Source organism: Exiguobacterium sp. UBA3491 (genome assembly GCF_002377745.1).
GTDB lineage: Bacteria > Bacillota > Bacilli > Exiguobacteriales > Exiguobacteriaceae > Exiguobacterium_A.
The window spans coordinates 446-25,324 of sequence record NZ_DFQK01000011.1; the positions used below are offsets into that span (position 1 = coordinate 446).

At 47.8% G+C, this 24,879-nt stretch carries 25 protein-coding genes and 2 tRNA genes; 1 reads left to right on the top strand and 26 read right to left on the bottom strand.

Going from position 1 to position 24,879, the window contains the following annotated elements; genetic code table 11:
* From B4F99_RS02915 to metG, 23 genes are all read right to left on the bottom strand, one after another.
* A partial coding sequence (locus B4F99_RS02915; RefSeq protein ID WP_290755196.1) for an ATP-dependent metallopeptidase FtsH/Yme1/Tma family protein occupies positions 1-986 on the bottom strand: 986 nt, incomplete at its 3' end.
* A 120-nt stretch (positions 987-1,106) separates the two neighbouring features.
* The gene (gene hpt / locus B4F99_RS02920; protein WP_023466560.1) at positions 1,107-1,652 is read right to left on the bottom strand and encodes a hypoxanthine phosphoribosyltransferase; all 546 of its coding nucleotides are present in this window, start codon (positions 1,650-1,652) and stop codon (positions 1,107-1,109) included.
* Positions 1,653-1,685: 33 nt separating this feature from the next.
* Positions 1,686-2,918, bottom strand: a complete 1,233-nt coding sequence (gene tilS, locus B4F99_RS02925; RefSeq protein WP_290755200.1) for a tRNA lysidine(34) synthetase TilS — start codon at positions 2,916-2,918, stop codon at positions 1,686-1,688.
* A 71-nt stretch (positions 2,919-2,989) separates the two neighbouring features.
* Positions 2,990-3,061: transfer RNA gene (locus B4F99_RS02930), tRNA-Glu, on the bottom strand.
* A 9-nt stretch (positions 3,062-3,070) separates the two neighbouring features.
* Positions 3,071-3,147: transfer RNA gene (locus tag B4F99_RS02935), tRNA-Met, on the bottom strand.
* 153 nt (positions 3,148-3,300) lie between these two features.
* Positions 3,301-3,816 (bottom strand): S1 domain-containing RNA-binding protein, encoded by a 516-nt coding sequence (locus B4F99_RS02940; protein WP_035413250.1) that lies wholly within the window; start codon positions 3,814-3,816, stop codon positions 3,301-3,303.
* A gap of 83 nt (positions 3,817-3,899) precedes the next feature.
* The gene (locus B4F99_RS02945; RefSeq protein ID WP_035413247.1) at positions 3,900-4,277 is read right to left on the bottom strand and encodes an FtsB family cell division protein; all 378 of its coding nucleotides are present in this window, start codon (positions 4,275-4,277) and stop codon (positions 3,900-3,902) included.
* A gap of 66 nt (positions 4,278-4,343) precedes the next feature.
* A complete protein-coding gene (locus B4F99_RS02950; protein ID WP_023466556.1) occupies positions 4,344-4,616 on the bottom strand; it encodes an RNA-binding S4 domain-containing protein in 273 nt (90 codons plus the stop codon).
* Complete coding sequence (gene mazG, locus B4F99_RS02955; RefSeq protein WP_290755205.1) at positions 4,613-6,043, bottom strand: nucleoside triphosphate pyrophosphohydrolase; 1,431 nt, start codon at positions 6,041-6,043, stop codon at positions 4,613-4,615. The genes B4F99_RS02950 and mazG overlap by 4 nt, the downstream gene beginning before the upstream one ends.
* A complete protein-coding gene (locus B4F99_RS02960; protein ID WP_290755208.1) occupies positions 6,040-7,587 on the bottom strand; it encodes a putative polysaccharide biosynthesis protein in 1,548 nt (515 codons plus the stop codon). The genes mazG and B4F99_RS02960 overlap by 4 nt, the downstream gene beginning before the upstream one ends.
* Positions 7,584-11,099, bottom strand: a complete 3,516-nt coding sequence (gene mfd, locus B4F99_RS02965; protein WP_290755211.1) for a transcription-repair coupling factor — start codon at positions 11,097-11,099, stop codon at positions 7,584-7,586. The genes B4F99_RS02960 and mfd overlap by 4 nt, the downstream gene beginning before the upstream one ends.
* A gap of 57 nt (positions 11,100-11,156) precedes the next feature.
* On the bottom strand, positions 11,157-11,714 hold the full coding sequence (gene pth / locus B4F99_RS02970) for an aminoacyl-tRNA hydrolase (RefSeq protein WP_035413235.1): 558 nt from the start codon (positions 11,712-11,714) through the stop codon (positions 11,157-11,159).
* A gap of 89 nt (positions 11,715-11,803) precedes the next feature.
* Positions 11,804-12,760: a ribose-phosphate diphosphokinase gene (locus B4F99_RS02975; protein WP_214856841.1), complete on the bottom strand. Its 957-nt coding sequence runs from the start codon at positions 12,758-12,760 to the stop codon at positions 11,804-11,806.
* 55 nt (positions 12,761-12,815) lie between these two features.
* The gene (gene glmU / locus B4F99_RS02980) at positions 12,816-14,165 is read right to left on the bottom strand and encodes a bifunctional UDP-N-acetylglucosamine diphosphorylase/glucosamine-1-phosphate N-acetyltransferase GlmU (protein ID WP_290755214.1); all 1,350 of its coding nucleotides are present in this window, start codon (positions 14,163-14,165) and stop codon (positions 12,816-12,818) included.
* 167 nt (positions 14,166-14,332) lie between these two features.
* The gene (gene spoVG, locus B4F99_RS02985) at positions 14,333-14,644 is read right to left on the bottom strand and encodes a septation regulator SpoVG (protein WP_214856839.1); all 312 of its coding nucleotides are present in this window, start codon (positions 14,642-14,644) and stop codon (positions 14,333-14,335) included.
* 158 nt (positions 14,645-14,802) lie between these two features.
* Positions 14,803-15,642: a pur operon repressor gene (gene purR / locus B4F99_RS02990; protein WP_023466544.1), complete on the bottom strand. Its 840-nt coding sequence runs from the start codon at positions 15,640-15,642 to the stop codon at positions 14,803-14,805.
* 69 nt (positions 15,643-15,711) lie between these two features.
* Complete coding sequence (gene ispE / locus B4F99_RS02995; RefSeq protein ID WP_035413228.1) at positions 15,712-16,572, bottom strand: 4-(cytidine 5'-diphospho)-2-C-methyl-D-erythritol kinase; 861 nt, start codon at positions 16,570-16,572, stop codon at positions 15,712-15,714.
* 95 nt (positions 16,573-16,667) lie between these two features.
* Positions 16,668-16,907, bottom strand: a complete 240-nt coding sequence (locus B4F99_RS03000) for a Veg family protein (RefSeq protein ID WP_290755219.1) — start codon at positions 16,905-16,907, stop codon at positions 16,668-16,670.
* Between the two features lie 84 nt (positions 16,908-16,991).
* A complete protein-coding gene (gene rsmA, locus B4F99_RS03005) occupies positions 16,992-17,870 on the bottom strand; it encodes a 16S rRNA (adenine(1518)-N(6)/adenine(1519)-N(6))-dimethyltransferase RsmA (RefSeq protein ID WP_290755222.1) in 879 nt (292 codons plus the stop codon).
* On the bottom strand, positions 17,867-18,424 hold the full coding sequence (gene rnmV / locus B4F99_RS03010; protein WP_035413223.1) for a ribonuclease M5: 558 nt from the start codon (positions 18,422-18,424) through the stop codon (positions 17,867-17,869). Before rnmV ends, rsmA begins: the two co-directional genes overlap by 4 nt.
* 66 nt (positions 18,425-18,490) lie before the next feature.
* On the bottom strand, positions 18,491-19,762 hold the full coding sequence (locus B4F99_RS03015; protein ID WP_290755226.1) for a 3D domain-containing protein: 1,272 nt from the start codon (positions 19,760-19,762) through the stop codon (positions 18,491-18,493).
* On the bottom strand, positions 19,759-20,526 hold the full coding sequence (locus B4F99_RS03020; protein ID WP_035413217.1) for a TatD family hydrolase: 768 nt from the start codon (positions 20,524-20,526) through the stop codon (positions 19,759-19,761). Before B4F99_RS03020 ends, B4F99_RS03015 begins: the two co-directional genes overlap by 4 nt.
* 60 nt (positions 20,527-20,586) lie before the next feature.
* Positions 20,587-22,566: a methionine--tRNA ligase gene (gene metG, locus B4F99_RS03025; protein WP_290755232.1), complete on the bottom strand. Its 1,980-nt coding sequence runs from the start codon at positions 22,564-22,566 to the stop codon at positions 20,587-20,589.
* Between the two features lie 324 nt (positions 22,567-22,890).
* On the opposite strand from metG, the gene B4F99_RS03030 reads away from it, so the two are divergent.
* Positions 22,891-23,187: an AbrB/MazE/SpoVT family DNA-binding domain-containing protein gene (locus tag B4F99_RS03030; RefSeq protein ID WP_023466531.1), complete on the top strand. Its 297-nt coding sequence runs from the start codon at positions 22,891-22,893 to the stop codon at positions 23,185-23,187.
* Between the two features lie 35 nt (positions 23,188-23,222).
* Here B4F99_RS03030 and rsmI read toward each other — a convergent pair whose 3' ends face one another.
* From rsmI to B4F99_RS03045, 3 genes are all read right to left on the bottom strand, one after another.
* Complete coding sequence (gene rsmI, locus B4F99_RS03035) at positions 23,223-24,080, bottom strand: 16S rRNA (cytidine(1402)-2'-O)-methyltransferase (protein WP_290755237.1); 858 nt, start codon at positions 24,078-24,080, stop codon at positions 23,223-23,225.
* On the bottom strand, positions 24,077-24,331 hold the full coding sequence (locus tag B4F99_RS03040) for a GIY-YIG nuclease family protein (protein ID WP_035413209.1): 255 nt from the start codon (positions 24,329-24,331) through the stop codon (positions 24,077-24,079). Before B4F99_RS03040 ends, rsmI begins: the two co-directional genes overlap by 4 nt.
* Positions 24,324-24,879, bottom strand: a 556-nt coding sequence (locus tag B4F99_RS03045) for a tRNA1(Val) (adenine(37)-N6)-methyltransferase (RefSeq protein ID WP_290755240.1), incomplete at its 5' end; no start/stop codon positions are given. The genes B4F99_RS03040 and B4F99_RS03045, both read right to left, overlap by 8 nt.

Sequence of the window (24,879 nt, forward strand, 5' to 3'; positions counted from 1 at the left end):
ATTTGACGGTCAAAACGACCTGGACGGAGTAAGGCTGGGTCAAGAATATCAGCACGGTTCGTTGCTGCGATCATGATGATGCCTTCGTTTTCACTGAATCCATCCATCTCAACGAGAAGTTGGTTCAATGTTTGCTCACGCTCATCATGTCCACCACCGAGACCTGCGCCCCGTTGACGACCAACAGCATCGATTTCATCAATGAAGATGATACATGGTGCATTTTTCTTCGCGTTTTCGAACAAGTCACGGACACGTGATGCCCCGACACCAACGAACATCTCAACGAAGTCAGAACCTGAAATCGAGAAGAATGGTACGCCAGCTTCACCAGCTGCGGCACGTGCGAGCAACGTCTTACCTGTACCTGGAGGACCTACGAGAAGGACCCCTTTCGGAATACGGGCACCGAGTTTCGCGAATTTACGAGGATCTTTCAAGAATTCGACGACTTCGACGAGTTCTTGTTTCTCTTCGTCTGCACCGGCTACATCATCAAACGTAATCTTTTTCTTCTCTGTATCATAGAGGCGTGCCTTCGATTTCCCGAAGTTCATGACGCGACCGCCACCACCGCCACCTTGTGCTTGATTAATCAAGAAGAAGAAGAGGATGAAGATGATGATGAATGGAACGATCGTCGTCAGTAACGCGATCCAACCACCATTCGTTTCTGCTGCCTTGAAGTCCAATTTGACTCCTTGGCTTCTGAGTTGCGTATAGAGATCCGTTAGTTCCGTATCAACAGCCGGTACGACTGTCTCATACGTTGAATCTTTTTCACGCAAATCTCCTGTCACATTATACGTCTGCCCTTCATATTGGAAGGTAGCCGTCTTGATTTCACCTTTTTCAACAGACTCGACAAACTGTGTGTAATTGATTTCTTTGCTTTTGTTCACTGGACTCTGCAAGTATTGCAGAAACAAGATCAAAGCTAGAAAAATGACCCCAAACACGAGGGTATTCTTCACTGCTCGGTTCATCTTATGCCTCCTCTCCGCATCCATCTCGTTTTTCTAGTGGATGAATACGAATCCTGGCGCGACAGGGCGCGCTTTGTAATTGGTTTCATCTTATCATGGGACAGACGAGATTAAAAATAATTAGCCGCCGTAGACTGCAGGTTTCAAGACACCTACATACGGAAGGTTACGGTATTTCTCTTCGTAATCCAGACCATAACCGACGACGAATTCGTGTGGAATGACGAAGCCGCTGTAATCTGCGTGCAAGTCATTCTTCCGTCCTGTCGGTTTGTCGAGCAATGTCACGATTTTAACGGACTTCGCTTTCCGGTACTTGAAGAGGTCAACGAGGTAACCAAGCGTTAATCCGCTGTCGATGATATCTTCGACAATCAAGATGTCGCGTCCTTCTACCGATGTGTTCAAATCTTTTTCAATCTTGACTTCACCTGTTGATGTTGTCCCACCGTGATACGTTGAAACGTCCATGAAGTCCATTTCAAGATGCATATCCATCTTTTTGACAAGATCAGACATGAACGGCATCGCGCCTTTTAAGACACACACAAGCAACGGAAAACGATCGTGATAATCCGCTGTCAATTCGCCGGCGAGTTCGCCCACTTTATTTTGGATCTCTTCTTCTGAAATCAGTACTTTTTCCATATCGTTCATCAAGGTCATGCTAGGTATTCCTCCTCCATAATAAACACTACATTACCATTCTATCATTAAATAAGATTTTGCGAGGAGTTCAAATGACCCGAATATTGCAATTCGATGTCCAATGACGGCTAAAATCACTCCATTTGCATCGACGACGACCGGAACCTGTTTTCGGAGATAACGCGGAACCTTAGCGTCAATCAGAATTCGACTGACTTTTTTCGATCCCACCGCAAGCTGGATCCGATCTCCTGGACGTGGCGGACGCACCGTCAACGGGAACGCAATCGCGTCCAGCGGGATACCTTGGTTTCCGATTGAGAAGCGAACCATTTGTTCACCATAATGATACGTTCCCAAATTCTCCCCTACTTGAAACGGTAAATCGTCATTCATTGACCGTATCACACGATCCTGCATTAAAAAGCCATATGAACGTCGCATCCTCCAGTTTCCATAATACACTTCGTCCGAGCCCTTATCCACCCGAAGCCATGTAACAAAGTGACGAATCGTTTCTGAAGAAAACGTTTCTCCTGTTAGTGTCGGCAAGACAAGCCGCTGTAAATCCGTCGGTAATTCTAAAATACGTGCGATCGGAATTCCGTTTGTTTCCTTACACCGGTCGAGATAGGTCGCAACGAACGTTGCCTGCTCACGCATGATTTGCTGTCGCGCATGTGCTGCTGCTGCTGTTGCTTGTTCAAACTCTGGACGCATTTCTCGGAGTGTTGGAACAATCGTATGCCGGATTTGATTGCGCAAATAATTGGTTTCTGCATTTGACGCATCTTCTCGCCACGGAACTTCATGTTGCAGCGCATACTCGAGTAATGTTTGCTTCGATTCATGTAGTAACGGTCGATGCAACCAACCGTTACCAAACGGACGAATGACAGGAATACCATCAACCTGTGCTTCTCCACGAATGAGCTGAATGAGTAGCGTCTCGATTTGATCATCTTGATGATGGGCGAGAACAAGACGCGAGCGTCCGGTCTCTTCCATGATGCGCTCAAAAAATGCATACCGTTCCTCACGACATGCTGCTTGAGAGCTCGTACGTCCTGCCCAGTCTAAACGCGTCATGAAAAACGAAATCTTTCGAGTTGCTGCCCAGTCTTCGATAAAATGTGCTTCTTCGTCGGATGCTTCTCGTAATCCGTGATGCACATGTGCAATTGCAATGTCATACCCTTCTCGATACAACCGATCGACGAGTACCATCGAGTCACATCCTCCAGACACTCCGACTAGGAGCGGTTCGAACGGCACACCTTCCATTACGACTTCACCCCTTTCCGTTAAAACCTAAAAAAAGCTATCTCTATATAATAGAGATAGCTTTTTGAGAATGACCCGTACGGGATTCGAACCCGTGTTACCGCCGTGAAAGGGCGGTGTCTTAACCGCTTGACCAACGGGCCAAAAAAATATGGTAGCGGCGGAGGGAGTCGAACCCACGACCTCACGGGTATGAACCGTACGCTCTAGCCAGCTGAGCTACACCGCCATATTTTTAACTCGTGCGTCTTAAGCACATTTTCTATAATACGGGCAGGTCAAATGAAAGTCAACGCTTTTTATAAAAATAATTTTAAAAAAATAAAAGATGGAATGAACGGCGTCATTCCATCTCTATTCTTATAGAGAACAGGTCAGCAAGTTATTGACGTTTTGCGCCGCGCCCGCCACGTTTTGAATCCGTTTGACGTTTCAATGTAGCAAGACGATCTTCACTATCTTTCAGGAAACTAGACATCAACGTATCGAACGATTGTTCTTTGCGCGGTGGTGGTGTATTACGGCCACCTTTGTTGAAGCCTCCACGATTACCGCCTCCACGCGGTCCTTTGTTATCGAACGAACGTGGTCCGCGATCTTGTCCTGCTGGACGTGGTCCACGATCGAACTGACGTGCTGGACGTGGGCGTTCACCTTCTGGACGATCGACGGCTTTTTTAATGGAAAGACCAATCTTACCATCGTTTTCAACACTTAAGACTTTAACGGTGATTTCTTGACCAACCGTTAATACATCATTGATGTCCTTAACATAAGAATCTGCCACTTCACTAATGTGAACAAGACCAGTTTTCCCTGTTGGTAACTCAACGAACGCTCCAAAATTCGTGATGCCTGTTACTTTCCCTTGCACTTTGCTGCCTACTTCAATCGACATAAATTGTATTGCTCCTTTTTAGTTGATTCGTTTCTTATTATACGAGTGATTCATTCTTTTTTCAATCAATCGGCAACCTTCAATTAGTCTTCAGGTGAAAAGTAGAAGATCGTTTCCCCTTTTTTCGAATAGAGCAACTCACTCCGGGCTAAGTTCGCCACATATTCTTTATCATTGAGACGATTGATTTCTTCTTTCAGACGAGCAGTCTCTTTTTTTGCTTTCGTCTGCTCCTGTTCAGCTACTTGAAATGACTGCTTTTGTTCTGCGATCAATTGCCGTTTTTCCATGTATGACCACCCCATGAGGGAAAAGATGAGCAAAAAGACGGTCAGACACAAGAAAAAGCGATTTTTGAGACGTCGACGGTTTTCAATAGCATTCTGACTCAATTGCTTCTTACGGTCATTGAGCGGCTTGATCTTTGGCGTTTGACGCCCTGATTCGAGCGGTGTTGGCATATCATCCCTCCTCTTTCTGAGTGGTCATCCCTGACACTCTTTAGTATACTTCCTTTTTCCGGTAAATTACATCGATTCTTCGGAATTCACCTTTTCTTCACGGATGATTTCATACATATCTGATGCTTCTTCTTTTTTCGCATGTTCTTTAATGCTTGAAATCGCAACTGTCACGATCTTATTTCCGAACCGAATCGTCATCTCATCACCTGCTGCTACCGTGCTACTTGCTTTCGCTACATTACCATTGATCGTAATCCGACCTTGATCGGCGACTTCTTTCGCAAGCGTCCGTCGTTTAATCAGACGCGATACTTTTAAAAATTTATCAAGTCTCATGACTGTTCCTCCTGCTTCGCTTGATGCCAGAGTGAATCTTGCTCTTCAAGCGTCATCTCAACGAGCGGTCGATCCGCTAGTTGTTCCATCCGTGTAAAACGGCGAATAAATTTATCATTCGTTCGTTGTAATCCTTCTTCTGCCGATAGACCGAGGTATTTTCCGACGAGTGTTATCGAGAACAGGACATCTCCAAATTCTCCGAGTCGTTCTTCTGGGGCTGCTTCTTTCAATTCACGTAACTCTTCGATCACTTTTTCAAGTGCCCCCTCGACATCTTCCCACTCGAAACCGACTTTCGCCACTTTCTTTTGAATGTCTTCTGCGCGCATCAAAGCAGGTGCTCCTTTTGTCACACCATCAAGCAAAGAAGTCCGCTCCGGTTTTTCTTGTGCTTTGATGTCTTGCCAGTTCGAAACGACGTCTGCTGAAGAATCAACAGTCGTTTCCCCGAAGACATGCGGATGGCGACGAATCATCTTATCACTGACGCTTCCGATGACGTCCCGAATATCAAAATACCCTTCATCTAGACCAATTTGTGCATGGAGCATGACCTGTAAGAGGACATCTCCTAGCTCTTCTATCATTAAGTTATCGTCCTGAAGGTCGATTGCTTCCAGTAATTCGTAAGATTCTTCGATTAAATGTCGTTTTAAGGACTCATGTGTCTGCTCTTGATCCCACGGACAACCACCTTCACCGCGTAAACGAGCGATAATCTCTTTTAAGGTCGCGAAGTCACGATTCAACGTCTGCTCATCCGTAACCGGTGGTACATAGACCGTCGTTAAGTTACTGAGCGTCGTCACATGATCGAGTTCATACAACGGTACGTTTTGGACGGTTTGCTGACTCGTACCTGCTGCTGTGACAAGAGTGACGAGATGTTCGTCCGGATAACGTTCCATCAACTGGACTTTTAAGTCGCCAGCGACGAGCGCGTCATAGACTTGACCAATCAGTAGATGTTGACGAATCTGTGCTTCATCGACGGCAAATGCCGTTGCATCAAGTAACTGGAATCCTTCAATCGGATCCACACCAAGTGCAGCGAACATCGGATCGAGAAAACTTTGTCCCCCTACGACATCGACATTGTCTGTCCGTTGCAACAACTGTTGCACGGTACTCTCAGCGACTAATGGATGTCCTGGAACGGCATAGATGATATCCGTCGTTTCAGAAAGACGAAGCAATTCCTCGACGATTTCTGTATATACGTCTTCAAACCGACTATGTCGTTCGTAAACTGAGTCAAATGATGTAAATTTCATTCCCTCTGCTGCAAGTTCTGAAACGACTGGATGATCCACTGTCCGCAAATAAATAGGTTGTGTCGTGTTTTTTAGTAATCGATAGATGCCAAACGGCAATTGTTCGAGTTCGCCGACGCCAAGACCGACGATCGTAATTCGGTGTGTCATATGCTCCTCCTACGTTGGTACATCTGATATAACTTATCTCCTAAAGGCAATAACGCCCACTCTTGTTCTGATAAGGCACGAAAGCGTAACGCCATACTGCCATAAATGATGGCACCACCGACGACAAGAACGCCGACTTCGAGTGCCGCACCGATTCGTGTCTCAAGCTCAAACAGCTGGAAAAACGTCTCGATCAGATACAGAAACACACCCATGGTAAGCACAGGTAAGACCAGTCTTCGATAAAAGGCGTTTCCTGCTGATACACGACCGAACTTCCGGTTCAATAAAATCCATTGTGCTGCCGCCATGACGGCAAAACCGCCAAATGTCGCCATACCCGCCCCGATCATACCATATCGGGGAATGAAATAGAGGTTCAGAGTAAGCTTCGCCCCTAATCCGATAAGAACACCGATGAGCGCATATTTTTCAGCATCAACCGACTGGAGACAAGAGACGATCATCATCGCGATCGATGCGGCAAATGCCGTCGCCGCGAGCCAAATCAACCCTGCTGTTCCCTGGTCATCTTGATATAACGCAATATTGAGCGGACGCATCACACCCATTAGTCCGATTGTCGCTGCAGCGGCAATCAATAAACCGGAACGGAGTAATGTCTCGAGTTGTTGACGCACCATCTGTGGATCGTGTTTCCGGTATGCGGTCGACAAGGCTGGCACACTCGCAAGACTCATCGACGTCGCAAACAGAATCGCGAATTGCAGTAACGGATACCCACGGTCGAGTATTCCTTTTTCGATTTTTGTCTCCGTCGTATTGCCAAGTAGATTGACGAACGTTAATCCATCAATCAATTGCATCAGCAACAAGGCAAGTGACGCGATACTAACCGCTACACCGCTTGTCACGAGCACTTTTCCGACACGTCTTATATGAATACTCGAAAATACCGGACGACCGATTTTTCCTTTCGCAAAGCGTAACAAGACGAATAACGAAACGATGCTGCCGCCAATCGCCGTTAAATGAGCGCTCGCACCAATCCAGTAGGGGTCCGCTTGCATCGAGACACCGATATACGTCACAAGCAACAATAGTCCAACACGGACGGCATTTTCAGAGACTTGGGATACAGCCGTCGGTCGCATCTCAAGATCTGCTTGGAACATTCCTCGTAGAACAGCAATCACGGGTAGTAAATAAAACGTACATGTTACCGCACGCAGGGGCACAACCAGTTTTGCATCCCCGAACCACCCAGCGAGCGTCGGGGCGATCCACCATCCGAGCAGACCGAAAAAGACGGTCATGGCAAGTAAGACATAAAAAATCGACCAGAGAACTTCTCGTTTCTCATCCGGGTGGTGAAGCGTCAACTTCGCCACGATGACAGGCAGCGCATAAATGCCGAGCGCTGCCGCAATCGCAAATAATGGATAGACGGTCTGGTAGACGTACAATCCGAAATCACCAGCGAGGTTCTGATACGGAATCCGGTAAAAGAAGCTGAGCAATTTTGAGATATAACTAGAGATCGCAAGCAGTGCTGCGCCTTGCGCAATCGTTCGTCTATTCATCGCGCAACGAGCCGGCGATCAAGTTCCGCCAATAATTGTTCTGCCTGCATCGTCATCTGTTGCGTCGACTGTTTGTTGCGGTTGAGGGTTAAGACGAGTTTCTGCTCTTGTTGTCCCATTCCAAGACCACGTCCCAGTGGAACAGTCCATTTAACGAAGTCCGCCACGTCAAGCTGCTGTGTTGCTTGAAGCGACAAGACGATCTCGATTTTCGGATCGGTTTGTTTGACGCGTTCGACACGCGCTCGTTCCGCAAAAATCCGCATCCGTGTCAATTGGATCAAACGCGCGACCTCATCCGGAAACTCACCGAATCGTTCAAGCATTTCCGTTTCGAGCTGCTCGAGACTATCGACAGTATCGACATATTTCAAGCGTTTGTAGAACTCGATTTTCAGTTCGGAGTCTGTCATGTAGTGCGATGGAATATAGGCATCAAGGCTGAATGTGAACTCAGGAACGAATTTCTGGATGCGTTTTTTACCTTTCATCCGTTCTTTCCGCTCCTCGACTGCTTCTGCAAGCATCTGCGAATAGAGATCGAAACCAACAGAATCGATGAATCCAGATTGTTGCGAACCGAGTAAGTTCCCGGCACCGCGAATCGACAAGTCACGCATTGCGATTTTAAAACCGCTCCCGAGCTCCGTGAACTCCTTGATCGCCTGCAGACGACTTTCTGCCACTTCCGTCAATCGTTTTTGTGGACGGTACGTAAAGTACGAGTAGGCAACGCGACTTGAACGACCGACACGACCACGTAATTGATAAAGCTGTGATAAGCCCATTTGATCGGCGTCATGAACGATCAACGTATTGACATTCGGGATATCAATCCCCGTCTCAATGATCGTCGTACTGACAAGGACGTCGGCATCTCCTTCGAAGAAGGCGATTAGCTGACTTTCGAGTTCGGTTTCCGTCATTCGACCGTGAGCCGTAACAATTCGTGCTTCCGGTACGAGGGCGCGAATCTCTTCTGCCTTTCGCTCGATGCCCTCGACACGGTTGTAGAGGAAGAACGCTTGTCCACCACGTCCGAGTTCCCGTTCGAGTGCTTCCCGCATGACGATTCCGTCGTATTCCATGACGTATGTCTGAACCGGATAACGGTTTTCCGGTGGTGTCTCAAGGACGGAGAGATCACGGATTCCGATCATCGACATGTGCAATGTCCGCGGAATCGGTGTCGCTGTCAACGTCAAGACATCGACGTTTGTCTTCAACTGTTTCAGACGTTCTTTGTGTTTAACACCGAATCGTTGCTCTTCATCAATGATCAACAATCCGATATCAGCGAATTGGACGTCTTTCGACAGCACACGGTGTGTTCCGACAACGACATCGATTGTTCCCTCTTTTAACCCTTGTTTCGTTGCCTTCAATTCTGCCGGCGAACGGAACCGGCTCATGACCGACACTCGAATCGGCCATTCACTGAATCGTTCAAGCATCGTTTCGTAGTGTTGCTGTGCAAGGACGGTCGTCGGTACGAGCAACGCCACTTGTTTTCCAGACATGACTGCTTTAAAGGCTGCACGAATCGCAACTTCTGTTTTCCCGTATCCGACGTCGCCACATAATAGACGATCCATCGGACGCGGACGTTCCATATCCTTCTTGATCTCAGCGATCGATCGCAATTGATCGACCGTTTCCTCATACGGGAACGAAGCCTCGAATGCTTGCATGTTATCGTCATCCTCTGGGAACGCAAAACCGACGGCAGCCTCGCGAGCCGCATAAAGCTTGATTAACTCGTCAGCGATATCCTCGACCGATTTTTGGACCTTCGCTTTGACCTTTTTCCATTCCGTTCCACCGAGTTTATAGATCTTCGGCTCTTTTCCTTCAGCGCCGACGTACTTTTGAATCAAGTCGATCTGATCGACAGGAACATACAACGAGTCCTCTCCCGCGTAGACGAGATGGAGATAATCCTGATGATTACCGGCTACATCAATCGTCTTGATTCCATGGTACCGCCCAATCCCGTGATGAATATGGACGACGTAATCGCCTGTCTTCAATTCTTGGTAACTCTTGATCCGTTCAGCGTTCGTCAGCTTCGTCGTTTGCTTCCGGCGACGCGCCGGTTGCTTGAAGACCTCTTCTTCCGTGATGACGACGAGACGCGCATTCGTCATCTCGAATCCACCATGGATTCCGCCGATCAGAATCGCGGGTTGACCACGAGTGATGCCTTCTTTTGTTACGATCGAGGCTTCAACCCCATAATCGGATAACGTCTGGCGCATCCGCTCGGCACGTTCTCGGTTGCTCGCTAAGAAGACCATCCACATGTCAGCGCGACGATATCGCTCGACTTCTTGCTTCAGGCGTTCCATCTGACCATGGAACGGCGCAATCGGTTTGATGCTGAAATGGATTGCCGCACTTTCCGGTACACCGCTCCGACGAGTCGGAAGGAGCGAGAGGTACAACAAGGGTTGTCCTTCAAAGACATGTGTCATCGGAACGGACAGGACGTAATCACTGACGCTTTGTCCGCGTTCGATGAGCGACGCCATCCATTCTGCTTCCTCTGCATCCTGGACTTCTGCCGCTTCTTCAACCCGCGCGACTTCATCGACGATCAAGACGCTGCCCGCCACGTCTTGACGTAACGTCGACGTGTAGAGGATTGGTGCATACTTCGCGAACTGTTTCGGACGATCGCCGTTTTCTAACAACTCGACGTCGTAAGCGATCCCCTCTTCGAGTGCCGCGAGGACTTCCGTACTTTGGACGCACTCTTTCGTCACCTCATAAAGACGACGGACTTTTTCGCCAGCCTCCTTTAACTGATCCTTGGTCGCGAAGTGTTCCGCTGCTGGCATCAAACATGCTTCTGCGACGACGCCAAGCGAACGCTGGGTCTCCGCATCGAATGTATAGATCGAGTCGACTTCCTCGTCGAATAGATCGAGCCGGTATGGGCGTTCGACCGTAAGCGGATAAATATCGATGATACTCCCGCGAACGGCAAACTCACCTGGTGTCGTCACGGTCGCTGTCCGTTCGTACCCCGCATCAACTAAATCTTGGACGAAGTCCGGAATCGATAAGATGTCGCCCGGCTTCACCTGTTTGACGTGTGACAAGAACGTCTCTGCATCCGGAACATATCGACGTAAACCGACGAGCGGAATGATCAAAATTCCGTCGTCCGTCGTCAGTAAACGATGACGAGTCTCAATCCGCGTCGCCCGCAGTTCTGGACTTGCGCCATAAGAAAGTTCTGCTGCTAACGTCTCATCGACCGGATAGAGCATGACGTCTTCTTCCGGTACGAGTTCAATCAAATCATCGTACAGTTTTTGTGCTTGGAACATATTATGTGTCACGAGTACGAATCGACGTTTCGTCTCCTGATAAATCCCGGCTACGAACAATGCCTTTCCACTGTTCATCAGACCGGTGATCAACTGAGCGTTGACACCGTCCCGGAAACGTTCCCGAACCGTCTTGATTTCAGGAATCGCTAGTAAGAGTTCTTGTAATTGTTTCATCTTCTTCCTCCTAAAACACGACAGCAAAAACGCTTTGGAACCCCCAAAGCGTTGCGTTCAGTTATACCGATTCATCAAAGCGAGAAACGGGGTGTCTATAAAGTCCGTCGCTACATCGACAGACGCATTGAGTACGTGTTGCAGACTTCCTTGTTCCGCCTTCGAAAAATTCATTAATACCCAGTCGATGACTTGGATGGGTGCCGGTGGTCGACCAACACCGAGTTTAAGACGCTTGATTTCCTGCGTACCGAGGTGCTGGATCAACGACTTGACGCCGTTATGACCGCCTGCACTGCCTTTCGAACGCAAGCGCAATTTCTCAAGTGGTAAATCCAGATCATCATAGATGACGAGCACATCCTCGACCGCGATCTTATAGAAATCAAGTAACGGTCGTACCGCTTCACCTGATAAATTCATATACGTCAATGGCTTGACGAGCACGACACGTTCTCCATTTATCATTCCCGTTCCGAAGAGGGCTTTAAACTTCGATTCTGAAAGCGTGATCCCGTGTTTCTCCGCTAAGGCATCGATCGCAAGAAAACCGATGTTGTGGCGCGTATTCGCATACTTCGCGCCAGGATTCCCTAATCCGACGATACATTTCATACCGATTCCTCATTTCTGTTTAAAAAAGTAAACGAACAAGGGGTCCGATTTCAATAAACCGGACCACATCGTTCGTATGCATCAAGCAATCAGCTGAAGAGCGGGCTGATAGATTTCTGTTCGTGTACACGGATGATTGCTTCTGCAAGCAAGCGTGCCACAGAGATTTGTTTGATTTTGCTTGCACATTCGCGTTTTGTTAAATCGATCGTGTTCAAGACAACGAGTTCTTCGATCGCTGAGTTCTCGATCCGTTCCATTGCCGGACCTGAAAGAACTGGGTGTGTACAACATGCATAGACTTGTTTCGCTCCGTTTTCGATCAAAGCGTTCGCTGCAAGTGTGATCGTACCCGCTGTATCGATGATGTCATCGATGATGATGGCAATCTTGCCATCGACTTGACCAACGATGTTCATGACTTCTGCGACGTTCGGTTTCGGACGGCGTTTGTCGATGATCGCGATTGGTGCTTTTAATTGCTCTGCTAATTTACGTGCCCGTGTGACACCGCCATGGTCTGGAGAAACGATGACGAGTTCGTTTGGATCGATGTTCTTTTTCTCGAAGTATGAAGCGAGAAGCGGTACACCCATCAATTGATCTACTGGAATATCGAAGAACCCTTGGATTTGTGCTGCATGGAGATCCATCGTCACGACGCGTGTCGCCCCTGCTACTTCAAGCAAATTCGCAACGAGTTTCGCCGTGATTGGCTCACGTGAACGTGCTTTGCGATCTTGACGCGCATAACCGTAATACGGAATGACGACGTTGATCGTCCGTGCAGACGCCCGTTTCAGTGCATCGATCATGATGAGAAGTTCCATCAGGTTTTCGTTGACTGGTTGGCTTGTCGATTGAACGATGTAAATATCATCCCCTCGGACACTTTCTTCGATGTTCATCGAAATTTCGCCATCACTGAAGTGTTTGACTGAACTTTCGCTCACCGGGATTCCGATGACTTTAGCGATTTCCTCTGCCAGTGGTTTGTTCGAGTTGAGTGCGAAAATACGAATTTCATGTTCTAAGACAGTAGACATGTGTAGGTGGCCTCCATTTGTTTGGGTTTAGACGAGTAGAGCGACAAGTAATGAATTAACGATAATCGGGTTTCGTCGTTTGACGTTCCCGTGCGATCGCGAGACCGTTTTCCGGCACATCGTCTGTGACGGTTGATCCGGCAGCAACAAGGGCATTCTTGCCGACCGTGACCGGTGCAATCAAGTTGACGTTACAGCCGATGAAGGCATCGTCCTCAATGATCGTCTGGAATTTATTTTTTCCATCATAGTTGACCGTGATCGATCCACAACCGAGGTTGACGTTCTCTCCGATTGTTGCATCTCCGACATAGCTCAAGTGGGCTGATTTACTACCTTCGCCAAATGTTGATTTCTTGATCTCAACGAAGTTTCCGACGCGTGTGTTCGCACCGAGAACCGCTTGTTGACGTAAATGCGCAAATGGACCGACTTGTGCCGCTGGACCAATCTTACTATCCGTGACGACGGATTGACGAACAATGGCGCCATCTGCCACTTCACTGTTACGGATATCCGAGTTCGGACCAATCGTACATTCTGAACCAATGAACGTCTGACCGAGCAACTGCGTACCAGGGTAGAGAACAGTATCTGAACCAATCGTGACGTCTGGTCCGATGTACGTCGAAGACGGATCAACGAACGTGACACCTTGACGCATCCAGTACTCATTCGTTCGCTTGCGCATCGACGTTTCTGCTTGTGCAAGTGCGACGCGGTCATTGACACCAATCGTCTCTTCGAACGTAGGTGCCGCATATGCTGCGATCGTCTCGCCTGCTGCCTTTGCAATCTCAATCACGTCTGGTAAGTAATACTCACCTTGCGCATTATCGTTCTTAACCTGCTTCAGCGTCGCGAACAACATCTCATTATCGAATACATACGTACCGGTATTGATTTCACGAATCGCGAGCTCTTCTGCATTCGCATCCTTATGCTCGACGATTTTCGAGACGTTTCCGTCTTCGCTACGAACGATACGTCCGTAACCTGTCGGATCGTCAGCGAGTGCCGTCAAGACGGTCACTTTTGCGTTTGTCTCCGCATGATGTTGTAACAATGAAGCCAGTGTGTCACTCGTCAAGAGTGGTGTATCGCCACAGACGACGAGCGTTGCTCCCTGTTCGTTCCCGAGTACGGGTTCTGCCATTTGAACAGCATGTCCTGTGCCAAGCTGCTCACTTTGAAGTGCGTATTCCACCGATGTGCCAAGCACTTCTTTGACGGATTCCGCACCGTGACCGACGATGACGACCTGTCGCTTGACGCCGAGCGTCGCTAATTGATCGACGACGTGCTGTACCATAGGTTTCCCAGCGACTGGGTGAAGTACTTTGTAAAGCTTCGATTTCATCCGAGTTCCTTTACCCGCTGCTAGAATTACCGCGAAATGATTCATCCTTGTCGCTCCTCCACGTAAATTAGTGTTGATTTCGTTCTGAAATAGTACACTCGTTCCAACTATAACGAAAATAGCATCGTTATTCAATGATGGGTCGAAGCAGAATCGATGAAAAATCGAGAAAAAAGACAGGTTTTCCCAAGAAGAGAAAACCTGTCTTTTTCTTATGCTTGATCTGCCGTTTGGGCAGAAGAGACTTCGTAACCGATGCCTTCTTCTTGATCCTCACGTGCCGCATAGGCTTCGAGTACTGAATCTTCGACCTTTTTTCGCATTAATGCATTGATTGGATGAGCGACATCCCGGAAGATACCTTCTTGCGTTCGTTTGCTTGGCATGGCGACGAAGAGACCACTGTTCCCTTCGATGACACGCAAATCATGTACCACGAATTCGTGGTCGAGCGTAATAGAGGCAAGTGCTTTCATTCGACCCTCTGCTACGACGCGACGAATTTTAACGTTCGTAACGTTCATTTTGTCCGCACCCCTTTAACCGTTGTCACAACTCTTCGTTGTCTACTTCTACTTACGGCTTAAAACAAACAAAGGTTTAGTCTTTCCCAATCTTTTTACGCATAATTTCCAAAAGTTTGATAATTACAGTATAGTTACAATCCATGCGGCTGTCAATTTCAGGTAGTCTCAGCTTCTGAGAAATAGTGGTCGACGTTTCCACGCTTAACTTGGATTTGACCAAGATCGACGTCGACGTCCGCTAATTTCATTAAGCTGACGTATTCGTTGACCATCTTCTTCTCAGCACCCTCTGCCTCGATTAAAACACCAACACCTGCGACCTTTGCTTCAAACTCGCTTAAGAGACTCATCATTCCGCGAATCGTTCCGCCGGCTTTCATGAAGTCATCAATTAATAAGACATTCGCTCCACGTGGTAAGCTTCGACGCGCGAGTGCCATCGTCCGGATCGCTTTTGAAGAACCCGAGACATAGTTGATGCTGACCGTTGATCCTTCCGTAACGCGACTATCTGAACGCACGATGACGAACGGTACACCAAGTTGCTCAGCGACTGCATAAGCAAGTGGAATCCCCTTCGTTGCGATCGTCATGACGACATCGACTTTCTTTTGGCTAAAGACAGATGCAAACACTTGTCCCATTTGTTTGACCATCTTCGGATCTCCAAGTAAGTCCGTCAAATAAAGGTATCCCCCCGGTAACAGTCGGTCTGGACGAGCGACACGTTCACATAGATCATCGATGAACGGTAACGCCTTCTTACTGCTCCACGTCGGAATGAACATGACGCCACCCGCAGCACCAGGTACTGTAACGAGACGACCTGTTCCCTCATGTTCTAACATCTCGCTGACGATATCTAAATCTTCACTGATCGACGATTTCGCCGATTTATAACGTTCTGCAAAAATCGTCAATGAGACGAGATGATGGGGATGGTCAAGCAAGTACCGCGTCATGTCGACCAATCGACCACTTCTCCGAATTTTCATTTGTTTCGTTCCACCTCTCCGTAATTCCGAATATTCAATAGTGAATATATCATTTTCATACGGATATTATCAATGGTTTTCGCCTAAAAGACGAACGACGTAGACTTCGTTACAAAAGCCGCGTAATCCATTATAGAGACGCTGTGCCCGATTTTCATGCTCCGTTAGAGCAAAGACCGTCGGACCACTTCCGCTCATTAAGACGCCTTCTGCGCCACAACTTGCCATGAATTCCTTAATTTGCTCGACTTCTGGGTGCATCGGCAACGTGACCGCTTCGAGTACATTACCGAGTGATTGGCAGATGGCTTGGAAATCTTGCGCCTTCACCGCATCAATCATTGCTTCGACGTTCGGACGTTTTGCCGTGTTCAAGTCGAGGGCACCATAGACGTCAGCTGTTGAAACACCGATCGTCGGCTTGGCAAGAACAACCCAGCATGGGGGTGGTGAGACAAGTTTTTCTAGCTTCTCTCCGCGACCCGTTGCAATCGCTGTTCCACCCATGACACAAAACGGGACGTCAGAGCCTACTGCTGCGCCGACTTCCGCCAACTCTTCAAGCGTCAAACCGAGTTGCCACAACTCATTTAATCCGCGTAACGTCGCTGCCGCGTCACTGGATCCACCAGCGAGTCCGGCTGCAACTGGAATGTGTTTCTCTAAGAAGATCTCTACTCCTGTCTTGACGTCGTATTTTTCTTTTAAGATCGCTGCTGCTTTATAAGCAAGATTACGTTCGTCGTTCGGAACGTAAGCATGCTGGGCATTCATTCGAATTTCTCCTGACGGCAGCTCCGTCAATTCTAGACGGTCTGCCAAATCGACTGTCGTCATCACCATATGTACATCGTGATAGCCGTCCGGGCGCTTTGCCGTCGCATCCAGGACTAGGTTGATCTTGGCTGGAGCCTTTACAATAATCGTCATCGTGCCGTTCCTCCTCTAGTTCGTTTCCTGTAGGAATTGTATCAACCTTTCCACAAAAAAAGAAGCGAACATTTTGTCCGCTTCGGAAGGTAAGTTTACGAATTCGCAAATTCGATTTGTACGGAGTCTGTTAGCACGTCGGCGTAGCTATAAGAAACTCGCTCGACATTGTGGCGCTCTGCGTCTAGCTTGACTACAAACACCGAAGGATACGTCTCAACGAGCGTTCCGATTCGGGTTACGACCTTTTTACGACCGCCGCTTACTTTTAGCGTCAGTCTTTCACCAACATGTGTTTCGAAAACATGTCTGATTTCGTTCAACGTCTTTGGCATACGCTTCACCTCACTAATATTTATTATAGCATATTAAATAAATATTAGAAAGGGGAAATATTATATCTGTTCTACTCGTATCCGTCAACGTTTTTTAATTGGCAAAAGTGCATCCGCTAACTGTGCGAATTCCTTCAGGCTGAGCGTTTCTCCGCGACGACGCGGTTCGATTCCAGCTTCTAATAACGCCGCTTCGACCGCCGCTTTTTCCGTTTTCCCGAAGTGTGTCGTCAAGTTGTTTAAAATCGTTTTCCGACGTTGTGCAAAACTTGCTCGGACGATTTCAAAGAAGAGTGCCTCATCCTGTGTCTGTACCGCTGGCTCTTTTCGAATGTTCAAACGGATGACTGCTGAATCGACGTTTGGCGCTGGAATGAAGACTTGTTTGGGGACCGTGAAGCAGACTTCAGCTTCCGCATAGTATTGAATCGCAATCGATAGAGACCCATATGCTTTCGTGCCTGGTTTTGCACCGATTCGTTCAGCGACTTCCTTTTGAATCATCATGACGAGCGTCCGAAACGGTGCTTTCGCTTCAAGGATCCGCATGATAATCGGTGTCGTGACATAATACGGGAGGTTCGCGACAACGGCAATGTCGGTGATGCCTTCTTGCGTGAATTCTTCAGCAACGATCGTCGAAAGATCGAGTTCAAGAGCATCACCGTGAATGACCTTCGTATGGGGATATGGTGCAAGTGTATCATCAAGAATCGGTAACAATCGTTGATCGATTTCAAGAGCAACGACTTTTTTCGCCTGTTTCGCCGATTGTTCCGTCAATGAGCCGATTCCTGGTCCGATCTCGAGTACACCACTCTCAGGCGTTAATCCAGCTGCTCCGACGATGTTTCCTAATACATTTAAATCGATTAAAAAGTTTTGCCCTAACGATTTTTTAAACGAAAAGCCATGTTTCGCTAAAATTTCTTTCGTCCGGTGCAATGTAGCAATGTCTTTCAAACTTCTTCCTCCTCTAATTGTTTCAACGCTGCTTCCCATTCCGCCAGCGTGATCCGGATCGATGCGACACGTTTGACGAGTTGTTTGGCATTCGGTTCACCAATCGCAAGAATCTGACCGAGACGACGACGACGGATCGAGGCTGCTGGTCCACCAATCAAATCAGCTGCCAGAATCATCTCACGTGTCACTTCGGCAACCGGTGCTTCTTCCGTCTCATAGACAGCAGCGAGCGCCTCTTCGATTGCGGCAGGTGAGGCATGTTCAACACCAATCTTACCGCGTTTATCTTTTGCTTGAGCACGCGGAAGATAGGCATGTTTACAGCCTGGTACACGTTCATTGATTCGGGCACGGATACGATCTCCTGGAAAATCAGGATCCGTGAAAATGATGACACCGCGTCGTTCGAGGGCCTTCTCAATGCGTTGCATCGTCTGTTCATTAACGGCTGAACCGTTCGTTTCAATTGTATCGACATCAAAGACTTCTTGTAATCGTGTCGTATCATCTCGTCCTTCGACGACGATGACTTCTTTTAAGCGTTTCCGCATGATCTCTCCACCTTCTTCAAACACTCTCGTAATTGTACCTGTTTCCACGAAAAAAACAAGGAAGCGTCACGTGTCCGCTTCCGTTGCACTAGGAATGACCCAGACTTGCAGTTGTTTTCGACCGAACGTCTTTGCTTTTTGTTCGCCATCGACTAAAATATCAATCTTATTGCCTTTAATGGCACCACCTGTATCGAGAGCGATCGCAAGACCAATCCCTTCGACGTAGACCTTCGTGCCAAGCGGAATGACCTTCGGATCAACCGCGATGATCGGCAAACCTTGATAGGTGATCGTATCGGTCACGTCATACCCGGTCGCTGTCAAGGCACGACCATTGTACAAACGACTGCCGTTCGAAGCTGGGTCGTTCGTATATGCCGTCGCTTCGACAATCAAGCTCTTCGCACTCTCAAAATCAAGATCCGCATCGGCTTTCGGTGTTTCAGTTAGCGGATTGGTCGCTTGTTTTTCGTTGAAGACGGGCGCTTCGATTGGTGTCTCAATCGGTTTTGTCCCGACTTTGACGACTTGTTTGATCGGCGTCCGTGTCACTTGGTCATCAATCAGTTTTTTCTCTTTACTAAGACCGTCAGCTAACGTCAATTGATACTTTTTCGTTCGGACACCCGGACGACCTGATGTCGTCACCAGTTGCTCGCCTTCCGGTAAGGTCGGATCCTCGACTTCTTCGATCTCAAACGGAACGAGTTGATCCTGTGTCAACGTCGCACGACGTGTGGTGTTGACCGTAATCAACGTCCCTTCCGTCACGCGGGTATCGGGATTTGGAGCGACCCGATCTTCCTTTTGAAGACGGATTCCTTCCCGTTCTAACAATTCGCGGACCGTCGTTTCATACGTGTAGAGTTGTCGGGCTTTTCCCCCGACGACGAGATCAACGGGAAAAGCTTCGCGGTACCGTACCGTCATACCACTCGTCAATACAGCGTCAGAAGACGGATAGATATCATCCGTGTCGGCTTTCTTGATACCGCGTTCTGCAAGTAGATCCTTTACTTGACGCGCCTGCGTCCGGACGCGACGGGACTCACCGTAGCCCATGATCAATGTGATTTCTTTTGCCCGCTGAATGACGATTAATCGTTTTTTCGGCAGGTCGGCACTAAGAGCCGGTTCAATCACATCATTGTCACGCGTCGTAATGCCGGCTTCTTTGAGAACGCCATAAACGGAATCAGCCGTTGTCTTCACCTGCTGCTCTTGTCCATCAATCAAAACAGTCACGGTTTGTGGATGATCCATCATCCCATAGACGAGTGCAGTCGCAAGTAGTAGGCTGCACCCGATTGTAATGAACGTCAACGAACGCATCATGGCAAACGGAAGACCCGTTTTGCATTTTCCGTCGTTGCTGCTTCCACATCGGCATACATCATGCCACGGAGCTGCGCAATTTCTTCAGCGACGAACCGAACGTAAGCCGGCTCGTTGCGTTTACCGCGGTGTGGTGTTGGTGTCAGATATGGACAGTCCGTCTCAACGAGTAAACGATCGAGCGGTACTTCCTGTGCAACACGTTTTGGCATTTTCGCGTTTTTGAACGTAACAGGTCCGCCAAGTGAAATATAGAAGTTCATCGCTAGGCAACGCGGTAACAATTCAGCACTCATACTGTAGCTATGCAAAATACCACCGACTTCTTTTGCATCCTCTTCTTCGAGAATACGTAACGTATCTTCTGTCGCTTCCCGGTTATGGATGACGATCGGTTTTTTCTTCTGCTTCGCGAGACGGATCTGTTTGCGGAAAGCTTCCTGTTGGACGTCTTTCGGTGACGTATCCCAGTGGTAGTCGAGTCCGATTTCTCCAAGCGCAACGACTTTTTCATGATCCATCAATCGTTCGACCTTTTGATAGGCTTCCTCATCAAAATCAATCGAGTCAACGGGATGCCATCCGATGACAGCATAAAGATCATCGTACGCTTCGACGAGTTCCATCGCGCGGTCGATTGTCTTATGATCAAATCCGACGACGATCATCGGTGAAACGCCGTTTGCACGTGCCCGCTCGATCGTTTCATGAACGTCTTCCGCGAATTGATCTGCATTCAAGTGAGTGTGTGTATCGATTAACATATCTTATTCGACTCCTTCTTTAAAAAAATGCCTGTGACATGAAGTCCACAGGCATCGGTTTTATTTTACGCTTGCGCCGTTTGCCATCGTTGATGGGACCGTCGCGAGTTCAAGTTTTCCTGCTTTTTCAGCAGCAAGGACCATTCCTTGGGAGAGTTCGCCACGTAACGTGACCGGTTTTAAGTTCGCTACGACGATGACCTTACGTCCGACTAAGTCTTCCGGCTCATACCACTGCGCGATACCAGAGACGATTTGGCGTGTTTCTTTGCCCATATCGACTTGTAACTTCAGTAGTTTTTTCGCCTTCTTGATCTTTTCAGCCGTCACGACTTCACCGACACGTAACTCGATTTGATCAAAGACATCGATCGTCGTTTCCGGACGAATGTCTTCATCCGCCTCTTCGACTTCCTCTTCCTCCACACGTGCTGCAGAAGCTTGATGCATCATGTCGACGATTGCTTCGACCTCTTCTTTGACATCGAGACGTGGGAAGATTGGTGTCGCTGTACCAACTTTTGTTCCTGGTGTGATGTCTGCGAATTTCTCGAGCGCTGCCCAGTCCATTGCTTGTCCGGAGAGACCAAGTTGCGCGAAGATCTCTTTTGGTGAACGCGTCATGAACGGTTGCAACATGATCGCCACGTGACGTAAGACGCCGACGAGATGCACCATGACCGAACCGAGTTCCGCCGTTTTGGATTCGTCTTTTGCAAGAACCCACGGTTGTGTCTCATCGATGTATTTATTGGCACGGCTGATTAATTGCCAAATGTTCGATAGCACGACAGAGAATTCCATGTGTTCCATCGATGCTTCGACTTTCGTGACCGTTTCTCTTGCAAGATCCGAGAGTGTCGCATCAAACGGTGTCACATTGCCTGTATAGGCTGGGATCTCACCGTCAAAGTATTTCGTGACCATCGCGATCGTTCGGTTGAGTAAGTTCCCAAGGTCGTTTGCTAAATCGTAGTTCATCCGCTCAACGAATGCTTCAGGTGTGAACATACCATCTGAACCGAATGGAACTTCGCGTAACAAGTAATAACGAAGGGCGTCAAGACCGTAACGATCCGTCAATGGGATCGGATCAACGACGTTCCCTTTTGATTTCGACATTTTTCCGTCTTTCATCAACAACCAACCGTGTGCGAAGACTTTCTTCGGTAATGGGAGATCAAGTGCCATCAAGAGTGCCGGCCAAATGATCGTGTGGAAACGAACGATTTCTTTTCCGACGAGATGAACATCTGCTGGCCAGTACTTATCGAAATTACCATGATCGTCCGTACCATAACCGAGTGACGAGATATAGTTCGTCAACGCATCGATCCAGACGTAGACGACGTGCTTCGGATTCGATGGGACTTGTACACCCCAGTTGAATGTCGTCCGTGAGACCGCTAAGTCTTGGAGACCCGGTTTAATGAAGTTATTGATCATTTCGTGTTTACGTGATTCTGGCAAGATAAATGACGGATTCGCTTCAAAGTACTCAAGCAGACGGTCCGCGTACTTGCTGATCCGGAAGAAGTAACATTCTTCGCGAACGAGTTCGACTGGGTGTCCACTATCGGGGCTCTTTCCGTCAACGAGTTGTGATTCCGTATAGTACGTCTCATCCGGAATCGAATACCATCCTTCGTATTCACCTAGGTAGATATCGCCTGATTCAAGAAGTGTCTCGAACACTTTTTCGACGACTTTCTTGTGACGTGGTTCCGTCGTCCGGATATAATCATCGTACGAGATGTCGAGACGATCCCATAAGACTTTAATCTGCTCGACGACACCATCGACGAATGCCTGTTCCGAAATACCTGCTTCTGCTGCTTTTTCCTGGATCTTTTGACCGTGCTCATCGCTACCTGTCAAATACCGGACGTCGAATCCTTGAAGTCTTTTGTACCGTGCCATTGCATCTCCAGCCACCGTCGTGTACGCGTGACCGATATGTAGTTTTGCACTTGGATAATAAATCGGGGTCGTGATATAAAATGTCTTTGCCATGTTATTCCTCCGTTCTCTTATTTCCATCTTCATTATAGGCTATTATACGCTGTTACGGGACTGATGTCGAAATTCACTTTTTGTCGAATCGAAACATTTTTTGACATCAGACATCAAATTACAAAAAAACACACTCTATAGTTTCATTTCCTTTAAAAAGGGAAAATATATTAATAAATCGTTTCAAATATTGGTTTTTTGAGAAATAAATGACATTTTGATTTCAAGCTATTCAGATTGGTTGACTACTTTTGGAAAGTCTAGTATTCTACATTCTATAGAAACGATGTCGAATTTTGACGATTTTTCAAAAGAAAAAGAGATCCATGACATCAAAGGAGGAACAACAAAATGAAATCAACAGGTATTGTACGTAAAGTAGACGAGCTCGGTCGTGTCGTAATTCCAATCGAATTACGCCGTACACTTCAAATCGCAGAAAAGGATGCCCTCGAGATCTATGTCGACAACGAACAGATCATCCTTAAAAAATATAAACCAAACATGACTTGCCAAGTGACAGGTGAAGTATCAGAAGATAACTTCAAATTGGCTGATGGTAAATTGATTCTTTCACCAGATGGCGCACAACGCGTTCTCGTTGAATTAAAAGATTTCCTCGATCGTCATTACGCAAGCAACGAATAAACAAAAAAGGAAGCTCCTTAACGGGGCTTCTTTTTTTAATCTGCTTCGTGAAACGCGAGGTACAATTCCTGACGATCCAGTCCTCGTTCTTTTGCGACACGCTTCAACGCTGCATTCGGCTTTTCGCCCTCTTCGATATACCGACGGATTTGCTCGAGAGGATCACTGTCTTGAATGACGGCATCCGGTCGTTCTTCGTTTGATCCTTCGACAAGGACGACGAACTCACCTCGAACGTCTTCTGCTGCCCAAGCGCGTAATTCACTCACACTTCCACGAATATACTCTTCATACCGTTTCGTTAGTTCTCGGGCTAACGTCACCTGGCGATCACCAAGTACTTCTTCGATCCCTTGCAACATCTCTTTCAATCGATGCGGTGCTTCATAAAAGATGAGTGTTCCTGATTCGTATTTCAATTGCTCTAACGCTTCGCGGCGTTCTTTTTTCTTTCGTGGCAAAAAACCATAATACAAAAAGCGTTCTGTCGACAGACCGGACGCGACAAGGGCTGTCAATGCAGCGTTCGCACCCGGAAGAACGATGACAGGAATATCTGCTGCGATCGCTTGGCGGATCAAATCGCTTCCCGGGTCCGAAATACCGGGCATCCCGGCGTCGGAGACGAGGGCAATTTGCTTTCCTGCCTCTAAATCAGCGAGTAGTCGTTCGCCACTTGTTTGTTTATTATGTTCATGGTAACTGACCAGCTTTGTCTCAATCGAAAAATGCCGAAACAGTTTCATCGTCTGCCGGGTATCTTCTGCTGCGACGATATCAGATTCCTGTAAGATCCGGACGGCTCGATACGTCATGTCTTCTAAATTGCCGATTGGTGTCGGGACGATATAGAGACCGGCTCCTTGCTGTTGATAGCTACTTGTCGCTTTCATGAGGTTCCTCCTTGAATCAAACGCTCTTTCTGTGAACGTGTCAATTGTTTAATCGCGTATTCCCGCTTCATCGCTTCTGATTTTGTCGCGAAAATTTCCTCATGAACGAGGACGACCGGCAGACGGGCACGTGTATACTTCGCCCCTTTGCCTGCATTATGTGTTGCGATGCGTTGCGTAACGTCTACCGCGTAACCCGTATAATACGTATCATCTTGGCAACGAACGATATAGACTGCATGCTCAGACATCGAACAGTTCCTTCATCTGAGCCGCATACGAGTTATCCGCTTCATAGACGATGAACGGGGAAAGAACCTTCAGTCCAGGTTTTGCATCCTTGATCCCCTCGATCAAAAGCATGTTCGCTTCCTTCCCTGCCTTCGGATAAATCAACTGCATCCGTTTCGGTTCCAAGCGGTATGTTCGCATCAAAGTGACGATATCGAGCAGTCGTTCCGGTCGATGGACGAACGCTGCCTTTCCGCCTTGTTTTAACAAATCAGATGCACCACGAATACAGTCTTCAAGTGTACAGAGGACTTCATGCCTTGCGATCGTATAATGTTCACTTTGGTTTTGGTTTGATGTCTCGTTGGCTAAAAAATAAGGCGGATTACAGGTGACAGCATCATAGATGCCGTATCCAAGACGTGCCCCCGCCTCTTTGACGTCACCATCAATCATCTCAATCTGGTCGTTCAGTTCATTCAAGTTAATGCTACGTCGCGCCATCTCCGCTAGTCGCGGCTGAATTTCAAGACCCGTGATCTGCCCTTTCGTCCGGTAGGATAAAAAG